The following is a 19066-nucleotide window of genomic DNA, read 5'->3' as shown; positions in this document are numbered from 1 at the left end:
TGACTCGTGGGTAGGGCCGGCATCGGGGCCACCGGCGGTGCCTGGGAATCGCGCGTGCAGCCACGAGCGAAACGGTTGTTTGAATGTGTCAGGGTACCGGGCCGCGCGTGATCGAGCTAGATCGCCGATGTTCACGTCACGATTGCTGCGGTGCAGCGTAAGGCTGCGGCCCGGGTGGGTGCCGACCCTGGTCGGCACGCTCTGCCCGGATGACCGACAATGGCCGGGTCCTGACTGCGCGTGAGTGCCATGGCTTTGCATCCGTACGATCTGTTCGATGTCCGTTCCCTGCTCAATGAGGAAGAGCGCGCGGTGCAGGAGAGCGTCGCCCGCTTCACCAACGAGCGCGTGCTGCCGATCATCGGCGATGCCTTCGACCAGGCCCGTTTCCCCGATGAACTGGTGCCGGAGATCGCCTCGCTGGGCCTGCTGGGCGCCACCCTGCCGGCCGAATACGGCGGCGGTGATCTGGGTGCGGTCAGCTATGGCTTGATCTGCCAGGAGCTGGAGCGCGGCGATTCGGGCCTGCGCAGCTTCGTCTCGGTGCAGAGCTCGCTGTGCATGTACCCGATCTATGCCTACGGCAGCGAGGAACAGCGCCAGCAGTGGCTGCCGGCGATGGCGCGCGGCGAACTGATCGGCTGCTTCGGCCTGACCGAGGCGCACGGTGGGTCCGACCCGGCCAGCATGAAGACCCGCGCGGTGCGCGACGGCAGCGACTGGCGCATCAGCGGCAGCAAGATGTGGATCACCAGCGGCCCGGTGGCCGACCTGGCCATCGTCTGGGCGCAGACCGAGGACGGCATCCAGGGCTTCGTGCTGGAGAAGGGCATGGCCGGCTTCACCACGCAGGAGATCAAGCACAAGATGAGCCTGCGCGCGTCGCTGACCGGCGCGCTGTTCTTCGATGACGTGCGCGTGCCCGACAGCCATCGCCTGCCGAACGTGAAGGGCCTGAAGGGGCCGCTGGGCTGCCTGACCCAGGCCCGTTACGGCATCAGCTGGGGCCCGATCGGTGCCGCCGTTGCCTGCCTGGATGAAGCGCTGGGCTATGCCAAGGAGCGCGTGCTGTTCGGCCGCCCGCTGGCGGCCACCCAGAGCGCGCAGATCAAGCTGGCCGAAATGGCCCGCCGCATCACCACCGCGCAGCTGCTGGCGCTGCAGCTGGGCCGCCTGAAGGAAGCCGGGGAGCTGCAGCCGCAGCAGGTCAGCCTGGCCAAGTGGAACAACTGCCGCATGGCCATCGACATCGCCCGCGAATGTCGCGATCTGCTGGGTGGGGCCGGCATCACCACCGAACACGTGGCGATCCGGCATGCACTGAACCTGGAATCGGTGATCACCTATGAAGGCACCGAGACCGTGCACCAGCTGGTGATCGGCCGCGAACTGACCGGCATCAACGCGTTCTGAAACCTGGTTCCGGTGGGTGCCAACCTTGGTTGGCACATCTTTCCAGAAGTTTCTGCAGCCGCCTTGACCTGTCTTTGGTAGGTGCCAACCTTGGTTGGCACACTCCTTCGGCACGCGACCGGGGAACAGTGCGGACCAAGGTCCGCACCCACCAGAAGCAGGTCACACCCACCAGCAGCGATCCACAGCCACCCCGGAGCGGTTTACGCGCCGCCGGCAAACCCATGCTGCCGCCACGCCTCGTACATCACCACGGCAACGGTGTTGGAAAGATTGAGGCTGCGGTTGCCCGGCCGCATCGGCAGGCGCAGGCGGCGTCCATCCGGCAATGCATCGAGCACGTCCTGCGGCAGGCCGCGGCTTTCCGGGCCGAACAGGAAGGCATCACCATCTTCGAACGCCACGCTGTCATAGCGGACGCTGGCACGCGTACTCAGGGCGAACAACCGCTTCGGTGCGATCCGCGCCAGCGCGGTGTCCAGGTCGGGGTGCACCTGCAGGCGCGAGTACTCGTGGTAGTCCAGGCCGGCGCGCTTGAGCTGCTTGTCTTCCAGTGCGAAGCCGAGCGGCTCGACCAGGTGCAGCTGCGCGCCGGTGTTGGCGCAGAGCCGGATCACATTGCCCGTGTTGGGCGGGATTTCCGGTTGGAACAGGATCACGTGGAACGGGGGCGCGGCATTCATCGGCGCAGTGTACCTGCGACGGCGGCCGCCTCTACGGCGCACGCCCTGCGCTGGGCAGGGCGGCACCGCTTACGGGCGCAGCAGGACCTGGGCGGTTTCGGTGGCCAGGGCCTGCAGGTCTGCAGCGCTCGGACGCACCTGCAGGGCCGGCAGGTTGACGATCACCTGGTTGGCGACGCTGGTGGCAGCGGCAGCCAGGGTGGCGGCGTAGCGCTGGGCTTCCAGTTCGGCGGCCAGGGCGACGCGCTGTTCCAGGCTCGGGCGCACTTCCACCGAGGCCAGGGTGGTGATCGGCATCGCGGCGGCGACCGGGGCGACGACGTAGCCGTTGCGCTCGGCCAGCTGGTCGGCGCTCGGGCGCACTTCCACGGTGGCCAGGGTCGGGATGCCGCTGGCCTGTTCCCAGGCCTGCTGGGCCAGCTGGTCGGCGGCCGGGCGAACCTGCACGGTGGCCAGGGTCTTGATGGATTCGGAGGCCTGCACCGACGAAACAACCGCGGTGCCGGCGATCAGGGCGATGGCGATGGCAATGGTCTTGGCGTTCATGACGGGGCCTGTTTAGTGTTGGTGATCAGTGGTGTGGTAGTAAGGTAGTACACCAATTCTGGGGATGCAAGAAGAATTTTCGATTTCCTGCATTTGTTCAGTCTTCAGTCAGCTTGCGTCTGAAGCCCTTCCTGGCGCAGGAAGTGCCAAGCAATCCCCGTGCCAACTTTTATTCATTGATTTACAAGGGTTTTTTATCAATCGAAAAGTGTCCGGTGGGCGGACACCTGTCCATTCGATGTGCCGCGGACACTGTCCGGACGCCTTCAGCCGGCACATGTGACGGTTCACGCCCCCCGGCTGGGGCCGGGCCGGATGGCCTTCAGGGCAAACACCCCCAGTGACTGGCGACCGATTCCTGCCGTTGCCTGCGCAGGCTAGGATCGGGGTTCACCTATGTGACCAAGGATCCGGATATGTCTCTCGCCCTTCGCCCGCGCGCCGCATTGCTGGCCGTCGCCCTCAGCACCGCCCTGGGCACGCTTGCGCCCACCTCCGCGCTTGCCGCCAGGCCGACGGCACCGGCCAAGGTCGATATCCCGTACGAGCAGTTCACCCTGCCCAACGGCCTGCGCGTGATCGTGCATACCGATCGCAAGGCGCCGATCGTCGCGGTCAACGTCTGGTACCACGTGGGCAGCAAGGATGAGCCGGCCGGCCGCACCGGCTTCGCGCACCTGTTCGAGCACCTGATGTTCCAGGGCAGCGAGAACCACGACGGCGAATTCTTCGAACCGTTCAAGCAGGTCGGTGCCACCAACCAGAACGGCACCACCAACACCGACCGCACCAACTACTTCGAGAACGTGCCGACCACCGCGCTGGACATGGCGCTGTGGATGGAGTCGGACCGCATGGGCCATCTGGTCGGTGCGATCGACCAGGCTGCGCTGGACGAGCAGCGCGGCGTGGTGCAGAACGAGAAGCGCCAGGGCGAGAACCAGCCCTACGGCCAGGCCTGGGACCAGATCAACAAGGCGCTGTATCCGGTTGGCCACCCGTACCACCACGGCGTGATCGGCTCGATGAACGATCTCAACGCGGCCTCGCTGGATGACGTGAAGACCTGGTTCCGCACCTGGTATGGCCCGAACAACGCGGTGCTGGTGCTGGCCGGCGACATCGACCTGGCCACCGCCAAGGAGAAGGTCGCCAGGTACTTCGGCAGCATCCCCGCTGGCCCGACCATGGCGCAGCCGGCGGTGAACGTGGCCAAGCGCAGTGCCGATACCCGCGAGACGATGACCGACAAGGTGCCGCAGGCGCGCATCTACCGCGCCTGGAACGTGCCGCAGGTCGGCACCGCCGACATCGACCAGTTGCAGCTGTTCTCCGAAGTGCTGGGCGGCGCCAAGTCCTCACGCCTGAGCCAGCGCCTGCAGCACCAGGACAAGCTGGTGGACAGCATTGGCTCGGGCCTGTCGACGTCGCAGCTGGGCTCCAACTTCGTGATCGTGGCGACCGTCAAGCAGGGCCAGGACCCGGTCAAGGTCGAGAAGATCATCGACGAGGAACTGGACCGCCTGATCAAGCAGGGCCCGACCGCGGCCGAGCTGGAGCGCGCCAAGACCGGCGCCCGTGCCGGCTTCATCCGTGGCATCGAGCGCATCGGTGGCTTCGGCGGCAAGGCCGATGCGCTGGCCGAGTGCGCGGTGTTCACCGGCGACCCGGGTTGCTTCCGCACCTCGCTGGCCAACATCGAGAAGGCCAGTGCCGCCGATCTGAGCCGCCTGGGCGCAGAGTGGCTGGACAAGGGCAGCCACACCCTGGTGATCGCACCGGGTGAGCGCGTGGCGCTGAAGGAAGAACCGAGCCAGACGCCGAAGCCGTTCACCGTGCCGGCGGTGGACCCGAAGTACAGCACCCTGCCGGAACAGGTGGACCGCAAGGCCGGCGTGCCGCAGACCCGCGAGTTCCCGCAGCTGAAGTTCCCGGCACTGCAGCGCGCCACGCTGAAGAACGGCACCCAGGTGATCCTGGCCGAACGCCACGAGATTCCGGTGGTGCAGTTCAGCTACCAGTTCCCGGGCGGCTTCAGCGCCGACCAGGGCCGCAAGCCCGGCACCGCCAACTTCACCATGAGCCTGATGACCGAAGGCGCCGGCAAGCTCGGTTCGCTGGCCTTCGCCGACGCCGCAGACGCACTGGGCGCCAGCCTGGATGCCTCGGCCGGCCTGGACTCGATGAGCGTGGACCTGTCGGCGCTGAAGGAAAACCTGGCACCGTCGCTGGCGCTGTACCGCGACCTGCTGCGCGAACCGCGTTTCGAGCAGGGCGAGATCGACCGGGTCAAGGCGACCTGGATCGCCGGCATCCAGCAGGAGAAGGTGAACCCGGGTGCAGTGGCCATGCGCGTGCTGCCGCCGCTGCTGTACGGCAAGGGCCACCCGTACGCCATCCCGTTCACCGGCAGCGGCGACGAGGCGGCGATCAACGGCCTGACCCGCGAAGATCTGGTTGATTTCCACCACGACTGGCTGCGCCCGCAGAACGGCACCCTGATCGTGGTCGGTGACACCACCCTTGCCGAGATCGTGCCGCTGCTGGACAAGCAGCTGGGCGACTGGAAGGCGACCGGCGAGGCGCCGCAGGTGAAGGCGGCCACCGATGTCGCGCTGCCGAAGGGCCCGCGCGTGTTCCTGATCGACCAGCCGGGTGCGGTGCAGGCCAACCTGTTCGCCGGCCAGGTGGTGGCGCCGTCCAGCGCCGCCAGTTCGACCCGCTTCGACATTGCCAACGGTGTGATCGGCGGCGACTTCACCTCGCGCCTGAACATGAACCTGCGCGAGGACAAGCACTGGTCGTACGGCGCGCGCAGCAGCGCGACCAGTTCGGTGGGCCAGCGCCCGTGGATGGCCAGTGCGCCGGTGCAGATCGACAAGACCGGCCCGGCACTGGCGGAAATGCGCAAGGAGATCGCCGCATTCGCCGACGGCAGCAAGCCGGCCACCGCTGCCGAAGTCAACCGCATCCGCAACATCCAGACCCTCAGCCTGCCCGGTGCCTACGAGACCGCCAATGCAGTGGCCGCGACCATCGGTTCGATCGTGCAGTTCAAGCGCCCGGACGACTATGTGCTGCGTCGCAAGGCCGAGATCGAAGCGATGACCCCGGCGCAGGTGCAGCAGGCCGCTGCCGAGATCAAGCCGCAGGCCCTGACCTGGGTGGTGGTGGGCGATCTCAAGCAGACCGAAGCGGCCGTGCGCGCGCTGAACCTGGGCGAGGTGACGGTGATCGACGCCGAGGGCAACCCGGTCAAGAAATAAGGCACGACCCGGCCCGCCTGTGGCGGGCCGGCTCCCCCGGTAGTGCCGGCCGCTGGCCGGCAAACCCTTAAGGGGTCGGATCCCCCGCAGGGGCTCTGACCCCGGCCCCGGCTACCCCCGATTCAGGCTGTTCAGGCAGAATCGCCCCATACCCTTCCAGGATCTGCCCATGCGCGTTCTGCTGCTTTCCTCCCTGCTGCTCACCGTCACTGCCTGTACCTGGGTGCCGATCGAACCGGCCGGCAAGGCGACCCGCGTGTTGCCGGCAGGTCCGGTTCCGGCCGGCTGCATCGCCAAGGGCGAGGTGGTGGTCACCGTGAAGAGCAAGGTCGGCTTCTACAACCGCAACCCGCTGCGCGTGCAGGAAGAGCTGGAAACCCTGGCCCGCAACGAGGCCCCGAGTGCCGGCGCCAACGCCGTACAGGCCGCCGCCGCGCCCGCCGATGGCAGCCAGCGGTTCGCCGCGTTCCAGTGCCCTCCGCGCTGAACGCTTCACCATACGGCCAAGCCTGAATTCGTAAAGATGCGGTGAAGGCCCCGGGGGTTATAGAATAGCGCCCCCTTTTGCCTGAGCCTTGGCGCTAACCTCGATGCTCTTCAAGAATGTCTCGATCGCCGGCCTGGCACACGTTGATGCGCCGCATACGCTGACGACCAAGGAAATCAACGAGCGGCTGCAGCCGACGTTGGATCGCCTCGGTATCCGCACCGACGTGCTCGGCGATATCGCCGGCATCCATGCCCGCCGCCTGTGGGACAACGGCGTGCTGGCGTCCGATGCCGCCACCATGGCCGGCCGCAAGGCGCTGGAAGACGCAGGCATCGATGCGACGCAGGTCGGCCTGCTGGTCAACACCTCGGTCAGCCGCGACTACCTGGAGCCGTCCACCGCCTCGATCGTGTCGGGCAACCTCGGCGTCAGCGACGAGTGCATGACCTTCGACGTCGCCAATGCCTGCCTGGCCTTCATCAACGGCATGGATATCGCGGCGCGCATGATCGAGCGTGGCGACATCGACTACGCGCTGGTGGTGGATGGCGAGACCGCCAACCTGGTGTACGAGAAGACCCTGGAGCGCATGACCGCCCCGGACGTCACCGCCGACGACTTCCGCAACGAGCTGGCCGCCCTGACCACCGGTTCGGGCGCCGCCGCGATGGTGATGGCGCGCTCGGAACTGGTGCCGGATGCACCCCGCTACAAGGGTGGCGTGACCCGTTCGGCCACCGAGTGGAACCAGCTGTGCCTGGGCAATCTGGACCGCATGGTCACCGATACCCGCCTGCTGCTGATCGAAGGCATCAAGCTGGCCCAGAAGACCTTCACCGCCGCGAAGATCGCCTTGGGCTGGGCCGTGGAAGAGCTGGACCAGTTCGTGATCCACCAGGTCAGCCAGCCGCACACCGCTGCGTTCATCAAGAACTTCGGCATCGACCCGAAGAAGGTCATGACCATCTTCGGCGAGCACGGCAACATCGGCCCGGCCTCGGTGCCGATCGTGCTGAGCAAGCTCAAGCAGCTGGGCAAGCTGAAGAAGGGCGATCGCATTGCACTTCTGGGCATTGGTTCCGGCCTGAACTGCTCGATGGCTGAAGTGGTCTGGTAAGCAGCCCGCTGCCCGACCTCCTGTAGAGCCGAGCCATGCTCGGCTCACGCGCGCAGCGCGGCTCTTCCGCAGCGGACCGGAGAGCAGCCGAGCATCGGCTCGGCTCCACATTGCGCCGCGACTCTCCCTAGGTGCTCCGCATGCGCGATCTTCCCGGTTACCCCGCCCACCCGAAGCGCTTCGAGGTTCGCCCCGGCCTGTCGATGAACTATCTCGACGAAGGCCCGCGCGATGGCGAAGTGGTGGTGATGGTGCATGGCAACCCGTCGTGGAGCTATTACTGGCGCACGCTGGTGGCCGGCCTGTCGGACACATACCGCTGCATCGTGCCGGACCACATCGGCATGGGCCTGTCGGACAAGCCCGATGACAGCCGCTACGAGTACACGCTGCAGTCGCGCGTTGACGACCTCGATGCGCTGCTCAAGCATCTGGGCATCACCGGCCCGGTGACCCTGGCGGTGCACGACTGGGGCGGCATGATCGGTTTCGGCTGGGCGCTGTCGCACCACGACCAGGTCAAGCGCCTGGTGGTGCTCAATACCGCCGCGTTCCCGATGCCGGCGGCGAAGACGATGCCGTGGCAGATCGCGCTGGGCCGCCACTGGAAGATCGGCGAGTGGATCATCCGCAGCTTCAATGCGTTCTCGTCCGGTGCCTCGTGGCTGGGCGTGGAGCGGAAGATGCCGGCCGACGTGCGCCGCGCCTACGTGTCGCCGTACAACAGCTGGGCCAACCGCATCAGCACCATCCGTTTCATGCAGGACATCCCGCTGTCGCCGGCCGACAAGGCCTGGTCGCTGCTGGAGCGGGCCGGCAAGGCGCTGCCGTCGTTCGCCGACCGACCGGCCTTCCTCGGCTGGGGCCTGCGCGACTTCGTGTTCGACGACCACTTCCTGAAGGGCTTCCAGGCCGCGTTGCCGCAGGCCCAGGTGCATGCCTTCGAGGACGCCGGGCACTACGTGCTGGAAGACAAGCACGAAGTGCTGGTGCCGGAGATCCGCGCTTTTCTGGACAAGAACCCGATCTGATCGGTGTGCCGACCAACGGTCGGCACACCCGAAGGGTTGATGAGGTTGCCGGCCAGCGGCCGGCACTACCATTACGCGGCGACCGGTGCCTGCGGCGGTGAGGACGGGCTGTTGCCGTTGTCGTCCGGGTGATCGTCGTCATTGTCGGCGTCATCGCGCCAGCGCCAGTCGGCCAGCGTCAGCGGGTCCAGGCCGTAGGCGATGCGTGCCTTGTCGCACTGCGGGCTGGCCTTGCCGTACTCCCACGATGCATCCACCTCACGGCACACGCTGGGCCGGTTGGGGTGGATGGTGCAGCGTGAGTACACGCCGATCTGCGCGTCCAGCGCCACGCAGCGCACCGGCTTGGAGTGGGTGCCGCGCATGCACAGGCGGTGCGGGTCCAGCACCTCGGTCAGCTGGTGCGGCACGCCGCCGGGGGTGACCTCGTCCGATTCCATCCAGTGGAAGGCCACGCGGTATTGGGTGCAGCAGGCGCCGCAGGTCATGCAGGGATGTTGCATGGGCAAGCCGCCTCGGGCGGCAGTCGGAATCAGGAACGAGGGTGCGGATTTTCCACGAAGTGGGCCGCCGCGCAAGAAATTCCGTAAGCGGCGACAATGAACGGATGAACCGACCCTGCAACATTGCCGCGCGCCTGCCTGAACTGGCGCGTGAACGCCCTGACCAGATCGCCATCCGCTGCCCGGGCCGCCGGGGCGCCGGCAACGGCATGGCCGCCTACGATGTCACCCTGGATTACCGCCAGTTGGACGCCCGCAGTGATGCCATGGCCGCCGGCCTGGCCGGCTATGGGATCGGCCGTGGAGTGCGCACGGTGGTGATGGTGCGGCCGTCGCCGGAGTTCTTCCTGCTGATGTTCGCGTTGTTCAAGCTGGGCGCGGTGCCGGTGCTGGTCGATCCGGGCATCGACAAGCGCGCGCTGAAACAGTGCCTGGACGAGGCGCAGCCGCAGGCCTTCATCGGCATTCCGTTGGCGCACGTGGCGCGGCTGGCGCTGCGCTGGGCGCCGTCGGCGACCCGCCTGGTCACCGTTGGCCGCCGCCTCGGCTGGGGCGGTACCAGCCTGGCTGCGCTGGAGCGCGCCGGCGCCAAGGGCGGGGCGATGCTGGCCGATACCGATGGCGAGGACATGGCGGCGATCCTGTTCACCAGCGGCTCCACCGGTGTGCCCAAGGGCGTGGTCTACCGCCACCGCCACTTCGTGGGCCAGATCCAGCTGCTGGGCAGCGCGTTCGGCATGGAAGCGGGCGGCGTGGACCTGCCGACCTTCCCGCCCTTTGCCTTGTTCGACCCGGCGCTGGGCCTGACCTCGGTGATCCCGGACATGGACCCGACCCGGCCGGCGCAGGCCGATCCGGCACGCCTGCACGATGCCATCCAGCGCTTCGGCGTGACCCAGCTGTTCGGCTCGCCGGCATTGATGCGGGTGCTGGCCCGGCATGGCCGGCCGTTGCCGACGGTGACCCGGGTGACCTCGGCCGGTGCGCCGGTGCCGCCGGACGTGGTCGCCACCATCCGCAGCCTGCTGCCCGCCGATGCGCAGTTCTGGACCCCGTACGGCGCCACCGAGTGCCTGCCGGTGGCGGTGGTCGAGGGGCGTGAGCTGGAGCGTACCCGCGCGGCCACCGAGGCCGGCGCCGGCACCTGCGTGGGCAGCGTGGTGGCCCCCAACGAGGTGCGCATCATCGCCATCGACGACGCCCCGCTGGCCGACTGGTCGCAGGCGCGCGTGCTGGCGGTTGGCGAAGTGGGAGAAATCACGGTGGCTGGCCCGACCGCCACCGACAGCTACTTCAACCGCCCGCAGGCCACGGCCGCCGCGAAGATCCGCGAGACGCTGGCCGATGGCAGCACCCGCATCGTCCATCGCATGGGTGACGTGGGCTACTTCGATGCGCAGGGCCGGCTGTGGTTCTGCGGGCGCAAGACCCATCGCGTGGAAACCGCACAAGGGCCGCTGTACACCGAACAGGTCGAGCCGGTGTTCAATACCGTGCCCGGCGTGGCACGCACGGCACTGGTCGGCGTTGGCCCGGCGGGTGCGCAGGTACCGGTGCTGTGCGTGGAACTGCAGCGTGGCCAGAGCGACAGCCCGGCGTTGCAGGAAGCGCTGCGTGCGCATGCCGCAGCGCGCACGCCTGAGGCCGGCCTGCAGCACTTCCTGATGCATCCCGCGTTCCCCGTCGATATCCGTCACAACGCCAAGATCGGCCGCGAGAAGCTCGCCGTCTGGGCCAGCGCCGAACTGGAGAAGCGCGCATGAAGATCCTGGTCACCGGTGGTGGTGGTTTCCTTGGCCAGGCGCTGTGCCGCGGGCTGGTCGAACGTGGCCACCAGGTGCTGGCGTTCAACCGCAGCCACTACCCGGAACTGCAGGCCATGGGCGTGGGCCAGATCCGCGGCGATCTGGCCGATGCGCAGGCAGTGCTGCACGCGGTGGCCGGCGTCGATGCGGTGTTCCACAACGGCGCCAAGGCCGGCGCCTGGGGCAGCTATGACAGCTACCACCAGGCCAACGTGGTCGGCACCGACAATGTCATTGCGGCATGCCGCGCGCACGGCATCAACCGGCTGGTCTACACCTCAACGCCCAGCGTGACCCACCGCGCCACGCATCCGGTGGAAGGCCTGGGGGCTGACGAGGTGCCGTACGGCGAGGACTTCCAGGCACCGTATGCGGCGACCAAGGCGATCGCCGAACAGCGCGTGCTGGCCGCTAACGATGTATCGCTGGCGACGGTGGCACTGCGCCCGCGCCTGATCTGGGGCCCGGGTGACCAGCAGCTGGTGCCACGCCTGGCCGAGCGTGCACGTCAGGGTCGCCTGCGCTTGGTCGGCGACGGCAACAACAAGGTCGATACCACCTACATCGACAACGCCGCGCTCGCGCATTTCCTCGCTTTCGAGGCATTGGCGCCGGGTGCCGCGTGTGCGGGCAAGGCCTACTTCATTTCCAACGGCGAACCGCTGCCCATGCGCGAGCTGGTCAACCGGCTGCTGGCCGCTGTTGGCGCGCCGACGGTGGACAAGGCGATCAGTTTCAAGACCGCCTATCGCATCGGCGCGGTCTGCGAACGGCTGTGGCCGCTGCTGCGCCTGCGTGGCGAGCCGCCGCTCACCCGCTTCCTGGCCGAGCAGCTGTGCACGCCGCACTGGTACAGCATGGAGCCGGCCCGCCGCGATTTCGGCTATGTGCCGCAGGTCAGCATCGAAGAAGGGCTGCGCAGGCTGAAGGCTTCATCTGCTGCATAGATCGCCGTCACTGGTTGCACACCGCAGGATCGGGAGGATGGACCCACGCCATCCAAGGCTCGACCACCCGCGAGGAGCGCCATGCTGCATTACGCCATCATTTTCTTTGTCATCGCCATCATCGCCGCCGTTCTGGGCTTTTCCGGCATTGCCGGCGCCGCAACGAACATCGCCTGGATCCTGTTCGTGGTGTTCCTGATCCTTGCGGTGATCTCGATGTTCCGCAAGCGCGGCTAGCCGGTAGTGCCGGCCGCTGGCCGGCATCGCTTTCCGCAGAGTCGAGCCATGCTCGGCTCTGCGGGCGATCACAACGCTACACGGCGCTGTGCAATCCGCGATCGGCTTCGTGACGCTCCTGTGCCAGTTCGATCAGGCGCGTAATCAACGTCGTGTAATCGACACCGCTGGCACCCCACAATTTCGGGTACATGCTGATGCGGGTGAAGCCCGGCAGCGTGTTGACCTCGTTGATGACGATCCCGCCGCCCGCAGTAAGGAATACGTCCACGCGCGCCATGCCGGCACACTCCAGCGCCTGGTAGGCCTGCAGTGCGATCTGCTGGATGCGCGCCTGGGTTGCGGCATCGATATCCGCAGGTACCACCACCTCGGCGCCAGTTTCGTTGATGTACTTGGTGTCGTAGGCGTAGAACTCGTCGTGCACCACCACCTCGCCGCACAGGCTGGCCTGCGGATGCGCGTTGCCCAGTACCGCGCACTCGATCTCGCGGCCGACCACCGCCGATTCCACCAGCACCTTGTGGTCGTAGCGCAGCGCCAATGCCAGTGCCTCGGCGAAGCCCGCTGCCTCCTTGACCCTGCTCACGCCCACCGACGAACCCTGGTTGGCCGGCTTCACGAACAGCGGCAGGCCGAGCTGCGCGATCACCGCATCGACATCGACCGTTGCCGCCTGGTGGCGACGGATGCACAACCACGGTGCCACCTGCAGGCCAGCGTCGCGCAGCAGGCGCTTGGTCACGTCCTTGTCCATCGCCACTGCCGAACCCAGTACCGGCGAGCCGACGAAGGGCAGGTTGGCCATGCGCAGCAGGCCCTGCAGCGCACCGTCCTCGCCCAGCGGCCCATGCACGATCGGCAGCACCACATCGATCTGGCCCAGCGCGCTGGCCGGATCGGACGGCTGCAGCTGTGCCTGTTCCGCACCCGGGCGCACCGCCAGCGACTGGCCCGAGCGATGCAGCGCGATGCGCGACGGATCATCGGCGTTGATCAGGAAGGTGTCCGGCTGGTTCAGATGCCACTGGCCCTGCTTGTCGATGCCGACCAGCACCGGCTCGAAGCGCTCGCGATCAAGCGCATCGAGAATGTTCTTCGCCGACTGCAGTGAAACCTCGTGCTCGGAGGATTTGCCCCCGAAGATGATGCCGACCCGGGTCCGTGCCATGGGAATGCGATGTCCTGTGCGTTGCGTGGCCGTACAGCATGAACCTTCCATAGCCACCCAGGTGAGGCACAGATGAATCACCGGGCTGCCAGCTCGGGTAGCGGCCAACCATGGTTGGCCCCCTGACATCCAGCGCCGACCAAGGTCGGCATCTACCAACGCCAGATCCCATCAGCATTGGGGTCAGAGCCCGTTGCGCAGCAACGGGACCCACCCCGCCATCTCACGGATCGCCAGCTTTTGATGTTGATCTTGCCGGCCAGCGGCCGGCACTACCGCGGGTGCCGGGCGGCAGCCCGGCGCAAGCCCCCCACCCACGCAGGTAGAATGCGCACATGGCTCTTTCCCTGCTCAAGTCCCTCAAGCCGGTCGCTGGCCGCGCCCTGCAGATCGCCCTGAACCGCGCGCTGGCGCTGGATCCGGATACCCGCCATGCACTGGCCAGCCTCGATGGCCGGCACATCGACCTGACCCTGGAAGCGCCGTCGCTGGCGATGCGCATCAGCGTCGACGGCGACCAGCTGCGGGTCGGCCCGGTGGATGCGCAGGAAGCCGACCTAGCCGTGCGCAGCAGCCTGGCCGGCGTGCTGGCGCAGCTGCCGCTGCTGGCCAACGCACGGCGCGGCGAGTCCAACAGCAAGGGCCGTGTACGCGTGGCCGGTGACGCCGAACTGGCGCGACGCCTGCAGCAGCTGGCCAAGGGCTTCGACCCGGACTGGCAGCAGCCGTTCGTCAGCGTGTTCGGCGAGGTACTGGGCGTGCAGGTGGCCAACACCCTGCGCAGCGCCCTGCAGCACGCGCGCCAGGGTGCGATCGATCTGGCCCACAGCGCTGCCGAGTTCATCACCGAGGAATCGCGCGACGTGGTACCGCGCGCCGAACTGGATGCCTTCCACGATGATGTGGACGTGCTGCGCGATGACGTCGAGCGCCTTGGCGCGCGCGTCCAGCGCCTGCGGGGTGCCGCATGAAGGCCGTGCTGCGGGCAAGCCGCATCGGCCGGGTGATCCTGCGCTACCGCCTGGACGACCTGCTGCAGGGCACGCCGGCTGAGCGCTGGCTGCGCCTGGCCAAACCGTTCGTGCCGCGTGCTTCGGCCGACATCGCTGTACAGTCGCGCGGTGCGCGCCTGCGCCTGGCGCTGCAGGATCTCGGCCCGATCTTCGTCAAGTTCGGCCAGATCCTGTCCACCCGCCGCGACCTGGTGCCGCCGGACGTGGCCAACGAACTGACCCTGCTGCAGGACCGGGTCAAGCCGTTCGACGGCGATACCGCGCGCCGCATCGTCGAGGAAGCACTCGGCCTGCCGGTCAGCGAGGCATTCGCCAGCTTCGATACCGAACCGCTGGCCTCGGCCTCGATCGCACAGGTGCATGCGGCCACGCTGGCCGATGGCCGCCAGGTGGTGGTCAAGGTGCTGCGCCCGGGCATCGAGAAGCAGATCGACGCCGACATCGCCCTGCTCAACTCGCTGGCCGCCCTGGTCGAGCGTACCCATCCGCGTGCCGACAAGATCCGTCCGCGCGAAGTGGTGGCCGAAGTCGAGAACACCCTGGCCGCTGAGCTGGACCTGCAGCGCGAAGGCGCCAATGCCAGCGTGCTGCGCCGCTTCTGGGAAAACAGCGACGACCTGTACGTGCCGGAAGTGATCTGGAGCCACACCGCCGAGCGCGCGCTGACCCTGGAGCGCGTGTGGGGCATTCCGTCCGATGACATCGCTGCACTGGACAAGGCCGGCATCGACCGCAAGGCGCTGGCCGCCAAGGGCGTGCGGGTGTTCTACACCCAGGTGTTCCGCGACAACTTCTTCCATGCCGATGCGCACGCCGGCAACATCTGGGTCGATACCGATCCGTCGCGTCGCGCCAACCCGCGCTTCATCGCGCTGGACTTCGGCATCATGGGCCAGCTGTCGCAGGAAGATCAGTACTACCTGGCCGAGAACTTCATGGCCATCTTCAACCGCGATTATCGCCGCATCGCCGAACTGCACGTGCAGGCGCGCTGGATGCCGGACAACGTGCGCATCGATGATCTGGAAGCGGCCGTGCGTTCGGTGTGCGAGCCGTACTTCACCCGCCCGCTGTCGCAGATCTCGCTGGCCGAAGTGCTGATGAAGCTGTTCCGCGTGGCGCAGCGCTACCAGCTGACCCTGCAGCCGCAGCTGATCCTGCTGCAGAAGACCCTGCTGAACATCGAAGGTGTCGGGCGCCAGCTGGATCCGCAGATCGACATCTGGGCGGTGGCCAAGCCGGTGCTGGCGAAGATCCTGCGCGAGCGCTACAGCCCGCGTCGGGTCGTGCGCGAGATCGGCAAGCGCTTGCCGGAAATCATGACCCACGCGCCGGACATGCCGCGCCTGGTACATGCCTGGCTGACCCAGCAGGTGGAGGGCCGCCATGAGCTGGCGATGCGCTCGCGCGATCTGGTCGCGCTCGATGCCAGCGTGCAGCGCCTGCAGAAACGCGCGGTCGGTGCGATCACCGGCGTCGGCCTGCTGGCCATCGCCGCACTGGTGTACGTGCTGCAGCCGCCAGGCTGGTACTGGGGCGACCTGCCGATGTGGAGCTGGGTGTCCGGTGCCGTCGGCGCGCTGGCGCTGGCGCGCGCGTGGTGGCGCTGAAGCCTGTTGATCGAGGGTCGGCGGCATCACGCGCCGCCGACCCGCCACGGCTCTACCAGTGGTAGCCCAGGCCCAGGTGCGACTGCACGCTCTGGAAGCGGTCCAGGCGCGTCCTGTGCCAGGTCTTGCCAATGCCCATGTCCAGCACCAGATGCTCCCCCAGCGGCTGGCTGCGGCGCAGGAAGGCACGACGTGCATCGTGTTCGCGCAGCAGCAGCGGATCGGAATCGGCGGTGTAGCCGGACGTACCGCTGCCCAGCCACAGCTGGGTCGAACCACCGCCCTGCGCATCCTTCAGGCGCAGTGACAGCGTGGTGCCATGGCCGTCGGGCCCATTGGACTGGCGATGCCGCTCGTGGCGCAGTGAGGTGGTCACGCGCGGGAAGTAGTGCGAGGCACCTACCGACCAGCCACTCACGTATGCGCCGGCATGGTACTGGGCGTACTTGCCGCCCACGCTCAGCACGGTCTGCGGTGCCACCTTCCACTGGAAGTCCTGGTTGAGCTGGCGGTTGACGAATACCGGGTCATCGTTGGAGGCGGTGAAGGCGGTGCGGGTCGAAAAGCGTTGACTCCAGCGCTGGTGCAGGGAGCCCTGCACCCGATTGCCGCTGAAGCGCTTGCTGCCGTAGTCGCGTTCACCATGGGCCAGGCCCAGATGCCAGCGGCTGTCACCGCCGCGACCGGCCACATCCACGGTCTGTACGTCGCGCTTGCCGAAGCCATCGGTGTAGTCGGCATGATCCAGCTGCACCGAGACCCGGTCGATGCCGGCATGGGCGCTGGACACAGCCAGCAGCAGGACGCACGGCAGTGCGCCACGGATGATCAATCGCATGGGGTTACTCCAGGGGTTGGGAATGCAGCGACTGCAGCAGCCGGTAGCGACCGGGCGGCAGGTTTCGTTCCACGGTGATGCGCGGGCCGAACTGGCTGCCCGGGGCGACGATGCGACCGGGCAGGATGATCACGCCGACGCCCAGCGCGGCACCTTCGCCGATCCAGGCGCCGAGCTTGTCGCGCTGGCTGTCGATGACGGTGTCGCCGATGTGGACGGTGACCGTTGCGCCATCCAGGCGATGGTTGCTGGTACGCACCAGCGCGCCCAGGTAGGCACGGGCGTCGACGCGGCTGTCGGCGATGAAGCACTGCGGGCCGATGCAGGCGCCGTCGCCGATCAGTGCGTTCTTCAGTTCACTGGCAAAGCCGATGCGCACACCGTCACCGATGTGCAGCGGACCGCGCAGCAGTGCGTTGTTGCCGATCAGGCAGTCGCGGCCGATCGATACCGGCCCGTGCAGCTGGGCGCCGTCGCAGATGCGGCTGCCAGCGCCGATCCGTACCTCGCCCCGCACGATCGCACGCGGCGAAACCTGGGCGCTGGAATCGACGTGGGGTGGCAGCGTCGATAGCGCGTCGGCCATGGCGGCGAGGTCATTCCACCACATGCGGATACCTGGTCGGCTTGTCGCGTGCCGGCTCGCGGCCGGTAAACAGCCCGGCCACGCCATGCATCAGCCAGATCGCATAGGCGAGCAGCACGTACAGCATCGAGAACGCGGCGGCAGGGACCAGCGACGCGCGGCGGTGGTGGATCGCACTGATCACCGCCAGCAACATGACGATGCCGATCCAGAACAACGGCATCACCGACAGGGCGAGGCCACCCGGCCCATGCAGCTGGGCCGCACCGAACCAGACCTGCAGCGTCAGCACGATGCCGGCAAGGGCAAGCAGCATCATCGGCAGGATGCTGAACACGCCGAAGCGGGTCAGCAGCAGGCCGCGATGCAGGCGCATGCATACCGCATAGCCGACGATCCAGCGTCGCCAGCGCCGCCATTCCTCCACCAGCGTGTTGCATTCCTGCGGGTAGACCACGCAGCGCACGCTCTGGCGGACACGGTAGCCCTGCGCGACCAGCGACCAGGACATGTCCAGGTCTTCGACGCGGGTACGGTCGGAGAAACCGACCTTGCGCAGCACCGAGGTGCGGAACAGGCCACACGAGCCGGAGACGATGAACGGTGCGCCGCCCAGCCATTGCTGGAAGCTGCGCTTGATGACGATCATCGGCAGCTTCAGGCTGGCGCGCACATGCGGCAGGAAGCCGGCACCCTGCAGGCTGGACGAGGGTACGCCACCGACCGCATCGGCACCGCGCTCGATCTCGTCCAGCAGGTGGCCCAGGCCATGGCCGCGCGGATCGATGTGGGTGTCGGCGTCGGTCAGGAACACCTGCTCGGCGGTGGCGTGCCGCAGGCCATGCATCAGCGCGCCGCCCTTGCCGGTGTTGGCCTGGTGCACGGCCACGAGGCGCCCGGGCCAGCGTGCCTGCAGCGCATCGAGTACCTGGGCGGTGTTGTCGGTGGAACCGTCATTCACGCAGATCACCCGTGCCACGTAGGGGTTCTGCAGCAGGCCGGTCAACGAGCGCTCCAGGCACGGCGCTTCGTTGTAGGCCGGCACGATCGCATCGATGCTGTACAGGCGCGTGCTGGGGCGACGCGAGGCCTGCACGCACACACGCACCAGGATGAAGGCACACATGGCCAGGAACAGCAGCGTTTTCATCACAGCACCAGCCGGTAGGGCACGAAGCCCTCACTGGGGCCGATGCCGATCTGCTGGCCGCGGAACTGCGCGTGACAGCGCAGGTGGTCCTCCTGCATGTAATGGCGATCGCCCTGGCTGGCATGCTCGCGCAATGCGTGGATCTTCAGGTCCAGTTGTGCGCTGATGTCCTCGAACACCTGCGGTGCGAACTGCGGCAGGGTGCTGGGGCTCTCGTAGCAGAGGATCTGCGGGATGCTGCGGCAGGCGATGATTGACGCTTCATGGACGGTGCGATGGTCCTGGTGGTGGTCTTCGCCGCACATCGTGTAGACGCGATGCGGTGCGATCTGCGCGCAGGCCTGCTCGATCACCGCGACGATGTCGTTGCGGCAGGCAGGAAAGCGCGTATCCGGGAAATCCTGCTGGATCACCTCGGTCACACCCAGGCGGCGCAACGCGCGGTGGGATTCGTCGCTGCGGTCGATGCCGGCATGGCAGCCACGGCCACCACGGCTGAGCACCAGCGCATGGATGCGTGCACCGTCGCGGGCCAGCTTGGCCAGGCTGCCGCCGCAACCGAGTTCGATGTCGTCGGGGTGGGCGCCGATTGCCAGAATGTCGAGAACCATGGCCGTGTCCTTGCGGAAACCAATGAGGGCCGCGGGCCGGTGGACCATC

At 67.5% G+C, this 19066-nt stretch carries 18 protein-coding genes; 10 read left to right on the top strand and 8 right to left on the bottom strand.

Going from position 1 to position 19066, the window contains the following annotated elements:
• The first annotated feature begins 249 nt into the window (after window positions 1-249).
• Window positions 250-1413 carry an acyl-CoA dehydrogenase family protein gene (locus AC5JLE_RS17895; protein ID WP_134966594.1) on the top strand — a complete coding sequence of 388 codons (1164 nt, stop codon included), beginning with the start codon at window positions 250-252 and terminating at the stop codon, window positions 1411-1413.
• A gap of 203 nt (window positions 1414-1616) precedes the next feature.
• Here AC5JLE_RS17895 and AC5JLE_RS17890 read toward each other — a convergent pair whose 3' ends face one another.
• Window positions 1617-2096, bottom strand: coding sequence for a tRNA (cytidine(34)-2'-O)-methyltransferase (locus AC5JLE_RS17890; protein ID WP_049441773.1), 480 nt, complete (start codon window positions 2094-2096; stop codon window positions 1617-1619).
• A gap of 69 nt (window positions 2097-2165) precedes the next feature.
• A complete protein-coding gene (locus AC5JLE_RS17885; RefSeq protein WP_414934798.1) occupies window positions 2166-2642 on the bottom strand; it encodes an XAC0231 family protein in 477 nt (158 codons plus the stop codon).
• Window positions 2643-3058: 416 nt separating this feature from the next.
• Between AC5JLE_RS17885 and AC5JLE_RS17880 the strand changes: the two genes are divergently transcribed.
• From AC5JLE_RS17880 to AC5JLE_RS17865, 4 genes are all read left to right on the top strand, one after another.
• The gene (locus tag AC5JLE_RS17880) at window positions 3059-5908 is read left to right on the top strand and encodes a M16 family metallopeptidase (RefSeq protein WP_262216759.1); all 2850 of its coding nucleotides are present in this window, start codon (window positions 3059-3061) and stop codon (window positions 5906-5908) included.
• A gap of 169 nt (window positions 5909-6077) precedes the next feature.
• A complete protein-coding gene (locus AC5JLE_RS17875; protein ID WP_005407628.1) occupies window positions 6078-6395 on the top strand; it encodes a DUF4156 domain-containing protein in 318 nt (105 codons plus the stop codon).
• Window positions 6396-6498: 103 nt separating this feature from the next.
• Window positions 6499-7515, top strand: coding sequence for a 3-oxoacyl-ACP synthase III (locus tag AC5JLE_RS17870; RefSeq protein ID WP_014035559.1), 1017 nt, complete (start codon window positions 6499-6501; stop codon window positions 7513-7515).
• A gap of 140 nt (window positions 7516-7655) precedes the next feature.
• Entirely contained in the window at window positions 7656-8546 is an 891-nt protein-coding gene (locus AC5JLE_RS17865) for an alpha/beta fold hydrolase (RefSeq protein ID WP_100450885.1), read from the top strand.
• A gap of 71 nt (window positions 8547-8617) precedes the next feature.
• Here AC5JLE_RS17865 and AC5JLE_RS17860 read toward each other — a convergent pair whose 3' ends face one another.
• On the bottom strand, window positions 8618-9049 hold the full coding sequence (locus AC5JLE_RS17860) for a YkgJ family cysteine cluster protein (protein ID WP_029380125.1): 432 nt from the start codon (window positions 9047-9049) through the stop codon (window positions 8618-8620).
• Window positions 9050-9153: 104 nt separating this feature from the next.
• Between AC5JLE_RS17860 and oleC the strand changes: the two genes are divergently transcribed.
• From oleC to AC5JLE_RS17845, 3 genes are all read left to right on the top strand, one after another.
• Window positions 9154-10812 (top strand): olefin beta-lactone synthetase, encoded by a 1659-nt coding sequence (gene oleC, locus AC5JLE_RS17855; RefSeq protein ID WP_041862955.1) that lies wholly within the window; start codon window positions 9154-9156, stop codon window positions 10810-10812.
• Window positions 10809-11801: a 2-alkyl-3-oxoalkanoate reductase gene (gene oleD, locus AC5JLE_RS17850; protein ID WP_014645546.1), complete on the top strand. Its 993-nt coding sequence runs from the start codon at window positions 10809-10811 to the stop codon at window positions 11799-11801. The genes oleC and oleD overlap by 4 nt, the downstream gene beginning before the upstream one ends.
• An 81-nt stretch (window positions 11802-11882) precedes the next feature.
• Window positions 11883-12038 carry a DUF1328 domain-containing protein gene (locus AC5JLE_RS17845; protein ID WP_005407633.1) on the top strand — a complete coding sequence of 52 codons (156 nt, stop codon included), beginning with the start codon at window positions 11883-11885 and terminating at the stop codon, window positions 12036-12038.
• 76 nt (window positions 12039-12114) lie between these two features.
• Here the strand turns inward: AC5JLE_RS17845 and ddlA are convergent, their stop codons facing one another.
• Entirely contained in the window at window positions 12115-13209 is a 1095-nt protein-coding gene (gene ddlA / locus AC5JLE_RS17840) for a D-alanine--D-alanine ligase (RefSeq protein ID WP_164109124.1), read from the bottom strand.
• A 335-nt stretch (window positions 13210-13544) separates the two neighbouring features.
• On the opposite strand from ddlA, the gene AC5JLE_RS17835 reads away from it, so the two are divergent.
• Window positions 13545-14180, top strand: a complete 636-nt coding sequence (locus tag AC5JLE_RS17835) for a ubiquinone biosynthesis accessory factor UbiJ (RefSeq protein ID WP_049405183.1) — start codon at window positions 13545-13547, stop codon at window positions 14178-14180.
• Window positions 14177-15832 carry a ubiquinone biosynthesis regulatory protein kinase UbiB gene (gene ubiB / locus AC5JLE_RS17830; RefSeq protein ID WP_049405181.1) on the top strand — a complete coding sequence of 552 codons (1656 nt, stop codon included), beginning with the start codon at window positions 14177-14179 and terminating at the stop codon, window positions 15830-15832. Before AC5JLE_RS17835 ends, ubiB begins: the two co-directional genes overlap by 4 nt.
• Before the next feature lie 52 nt (window positions 15833-15884).
• Here ubiB and AC5JLE_RS17825 read toward each other — a convergent pair whose 3' ends face one another.
• The 4 genes from AC5JLE_RS17825 to AC5JLE_RS17810 are packed head-to-tail and all read right to left on the bottom strand — an operon-like array spanning window position 15885 to window position 19017.
• Complete coding sequence (locus AC5JLE_RS17825) at window positions 15885-16670, bottom strand: YaiO family outer membrane beta-barrel protein (protein WP_134966979.1); 786 nt, start codon at window positions 16668-16670, stop codon at window positions 15885-15887.
• 4 nt (window positions 16671-16674) lie between these two features.
• Window positions 16675-17280 (bottom strand): LbetaH domain-containing protein, encoded by a 606-nt coding sequence (locus tag AC5JLE_RS17820; RefSeq protein WP_032962223.1) that lies wholly within the window; start codon window positions 17278-17280, stop codon window positions 16675-16677.
• Complete coding sequence (locus AC5JLE_RS17815) at window positions 17267-18406, bottom strand: glycosyltransferase family 2 protein (RefSeq protein WP_014645551.1); 1140 nt, start codon at window positions 18404-18406, stop codon at window positions 17267-17269. Before AC5JLE_RS17815 ends, AC5JLE_RS17820 begins: the two co-directional genes overlap by 14 nt.
• Window positions 18406-19017, bottom strand: a complete 612-nt coding sequence (locus AC5JLE_RS17810; protein ID WP_014645552.1) for a PIG-L deacetylase family protein — start codon at window positions 19015-19017, stop codon at window positions 18406-18408. The genes AC5JLE_RS17815 and AC5JLE_RS17810 overlap by 1 nt, the downstream gene beginning before the upstream one ends.
• Between the last annotated feature and the right edge of the window lie 49 nt (window positions 19018-19066).

The organism is Stenotrophomonas sp., assembly GCF_059505245.1.
The sequence above is the reverse complement of the archived record's forward strand: the minus strand, read 5'-3'. Positions and strand labels throughout refer to the sequence as shown.

Bases quoted from the DNA above. Each gene is read 5' to 3' on its own strand.
- AC5JLE_RS17895 (WP_134966594.1), top strand. From the start codon at position 250: ATGGCTTTGCATCCGTACGATCTGTTCGATGTCCGTTCCCTGCTCAAT.
- AC5JLE_RS17890 (WP_049441773.1), bottom strand. From the start codon at position 2,096: ATGAATGCCGCGCCCCCGTTCCACGTGATCCTGTTCCAACCGGAAATC.
- AC5JLE_RS17885 (WP_414934798.1), bottom strand. From the start codon at position 2,642: ATGAACGCCAAGACCATTGCCATCGCCATCGCCCTGATCGCCGGCACC.
- AC5JLE_RS17880 (WP_262216759.1), top strand. From the start codon at position 3,059: ATGTCTCTCGCCCTTCGCCCGCGCGCCGCATTGCTGGCCGTCGCCCTC.
- AC5JLE_RS17875 (WP_005407628.1), top strand. From the start codon at position 6,078: ATGCGCGTTCTGCTGCTTTCCTCCCTGCTGCTCACCGTCACTGCCTGT.
- AC5JLE_RS17870 (WP_014035559.1), top strand. From the start codon at position 6,499: ATGCTCTTCAAGAATGTCTCGATCGCCGGCCTGGCACACGTTGATGCG.
- AC5JLE_RS17865 (WP_100450885.1), top strand. From the start codon at position 7,656: ATGCGCGATCTTCCCGGTTACCCCGCCCACCCGAAGCGCTTCGAGGTT.
- AC5JLE_RS17860 (WP_029380125.1), bottom strand. From the start codon at position 9,049: ATGCAACATCCCTGCATGACCTGCGGCGCCTGCTGCACCCAATACCGC.
- oleC (WP_041862955.1), top strand. From the start codon at position 9,154: ATGAACCGACCCTGCAACATTGCCGCGCGCCTGCCTGAACTGGCGCGT.
- oleD (WP_014645546.1), top strand. From the start codon at position 10,809: ATGAAGATCCTGGTCACCGGTGGTGGTGGTTTCCTTGGCCAGGCGCTG.
- AC5JLE_RS17845 (WP_005407633.1), top strand. From the start codon at position 11,883: ATGCTGCATTACGCCATCATTTTCTTTGTCATCGCCATCATCGCCGCC.
- ddlA (WP_164109124.1), bottom strand. From the start codon at position 13,209: ATGGCACGGACCCGGGTCGGCATCATCTTCGGGGGCAAATCCTCCGAG.
- AC5JLE_RS17835 (WP_049405183.1), top strand. From the start codon at position 13,545: ATGGCTCTTTCCCTGCTCAAGTCCCTCAAGCCGGTCGCTGGCCGCGCC.
- ubiB (WP_049405181.1), top strand. From the start codon at position 14,177: ATGAAGGCCGTGCTGCGGGCAAGCCGCATCGGCCGGGTGATCCTGCGC.
- AC5JLE_RS17825 (WP_134966979.1), bottom strand. From the start codon at position 16,670: ATGCGATTGATCATCCGTGGCGCACTGCCGTGCGTCCTGCTGCTGGCT.
- AC5JLE_RS17820 (WP_032962223.1), bottom strand. From the start codon at position 17,280: ATGTGGTGGAATGACCTCGCCGCCATGGCCGACGCGCTATCGACGCTG.
- AC5JLE_RS17815 (WP_014645551.1), bottom strand. From the start codon at position 18,406: ATGAAAACGCTGCTGTTCCTGGCCATGTGTGCCTTCATCCTGGTGCGT.
- AC5JLE_RS17810 (WP_014645552.1), bottom strand. From the start codon at position 19,017: ATGGTTCTCGACATTCTGGCAATCGGCGCCCACCCCGACGACATCGAA.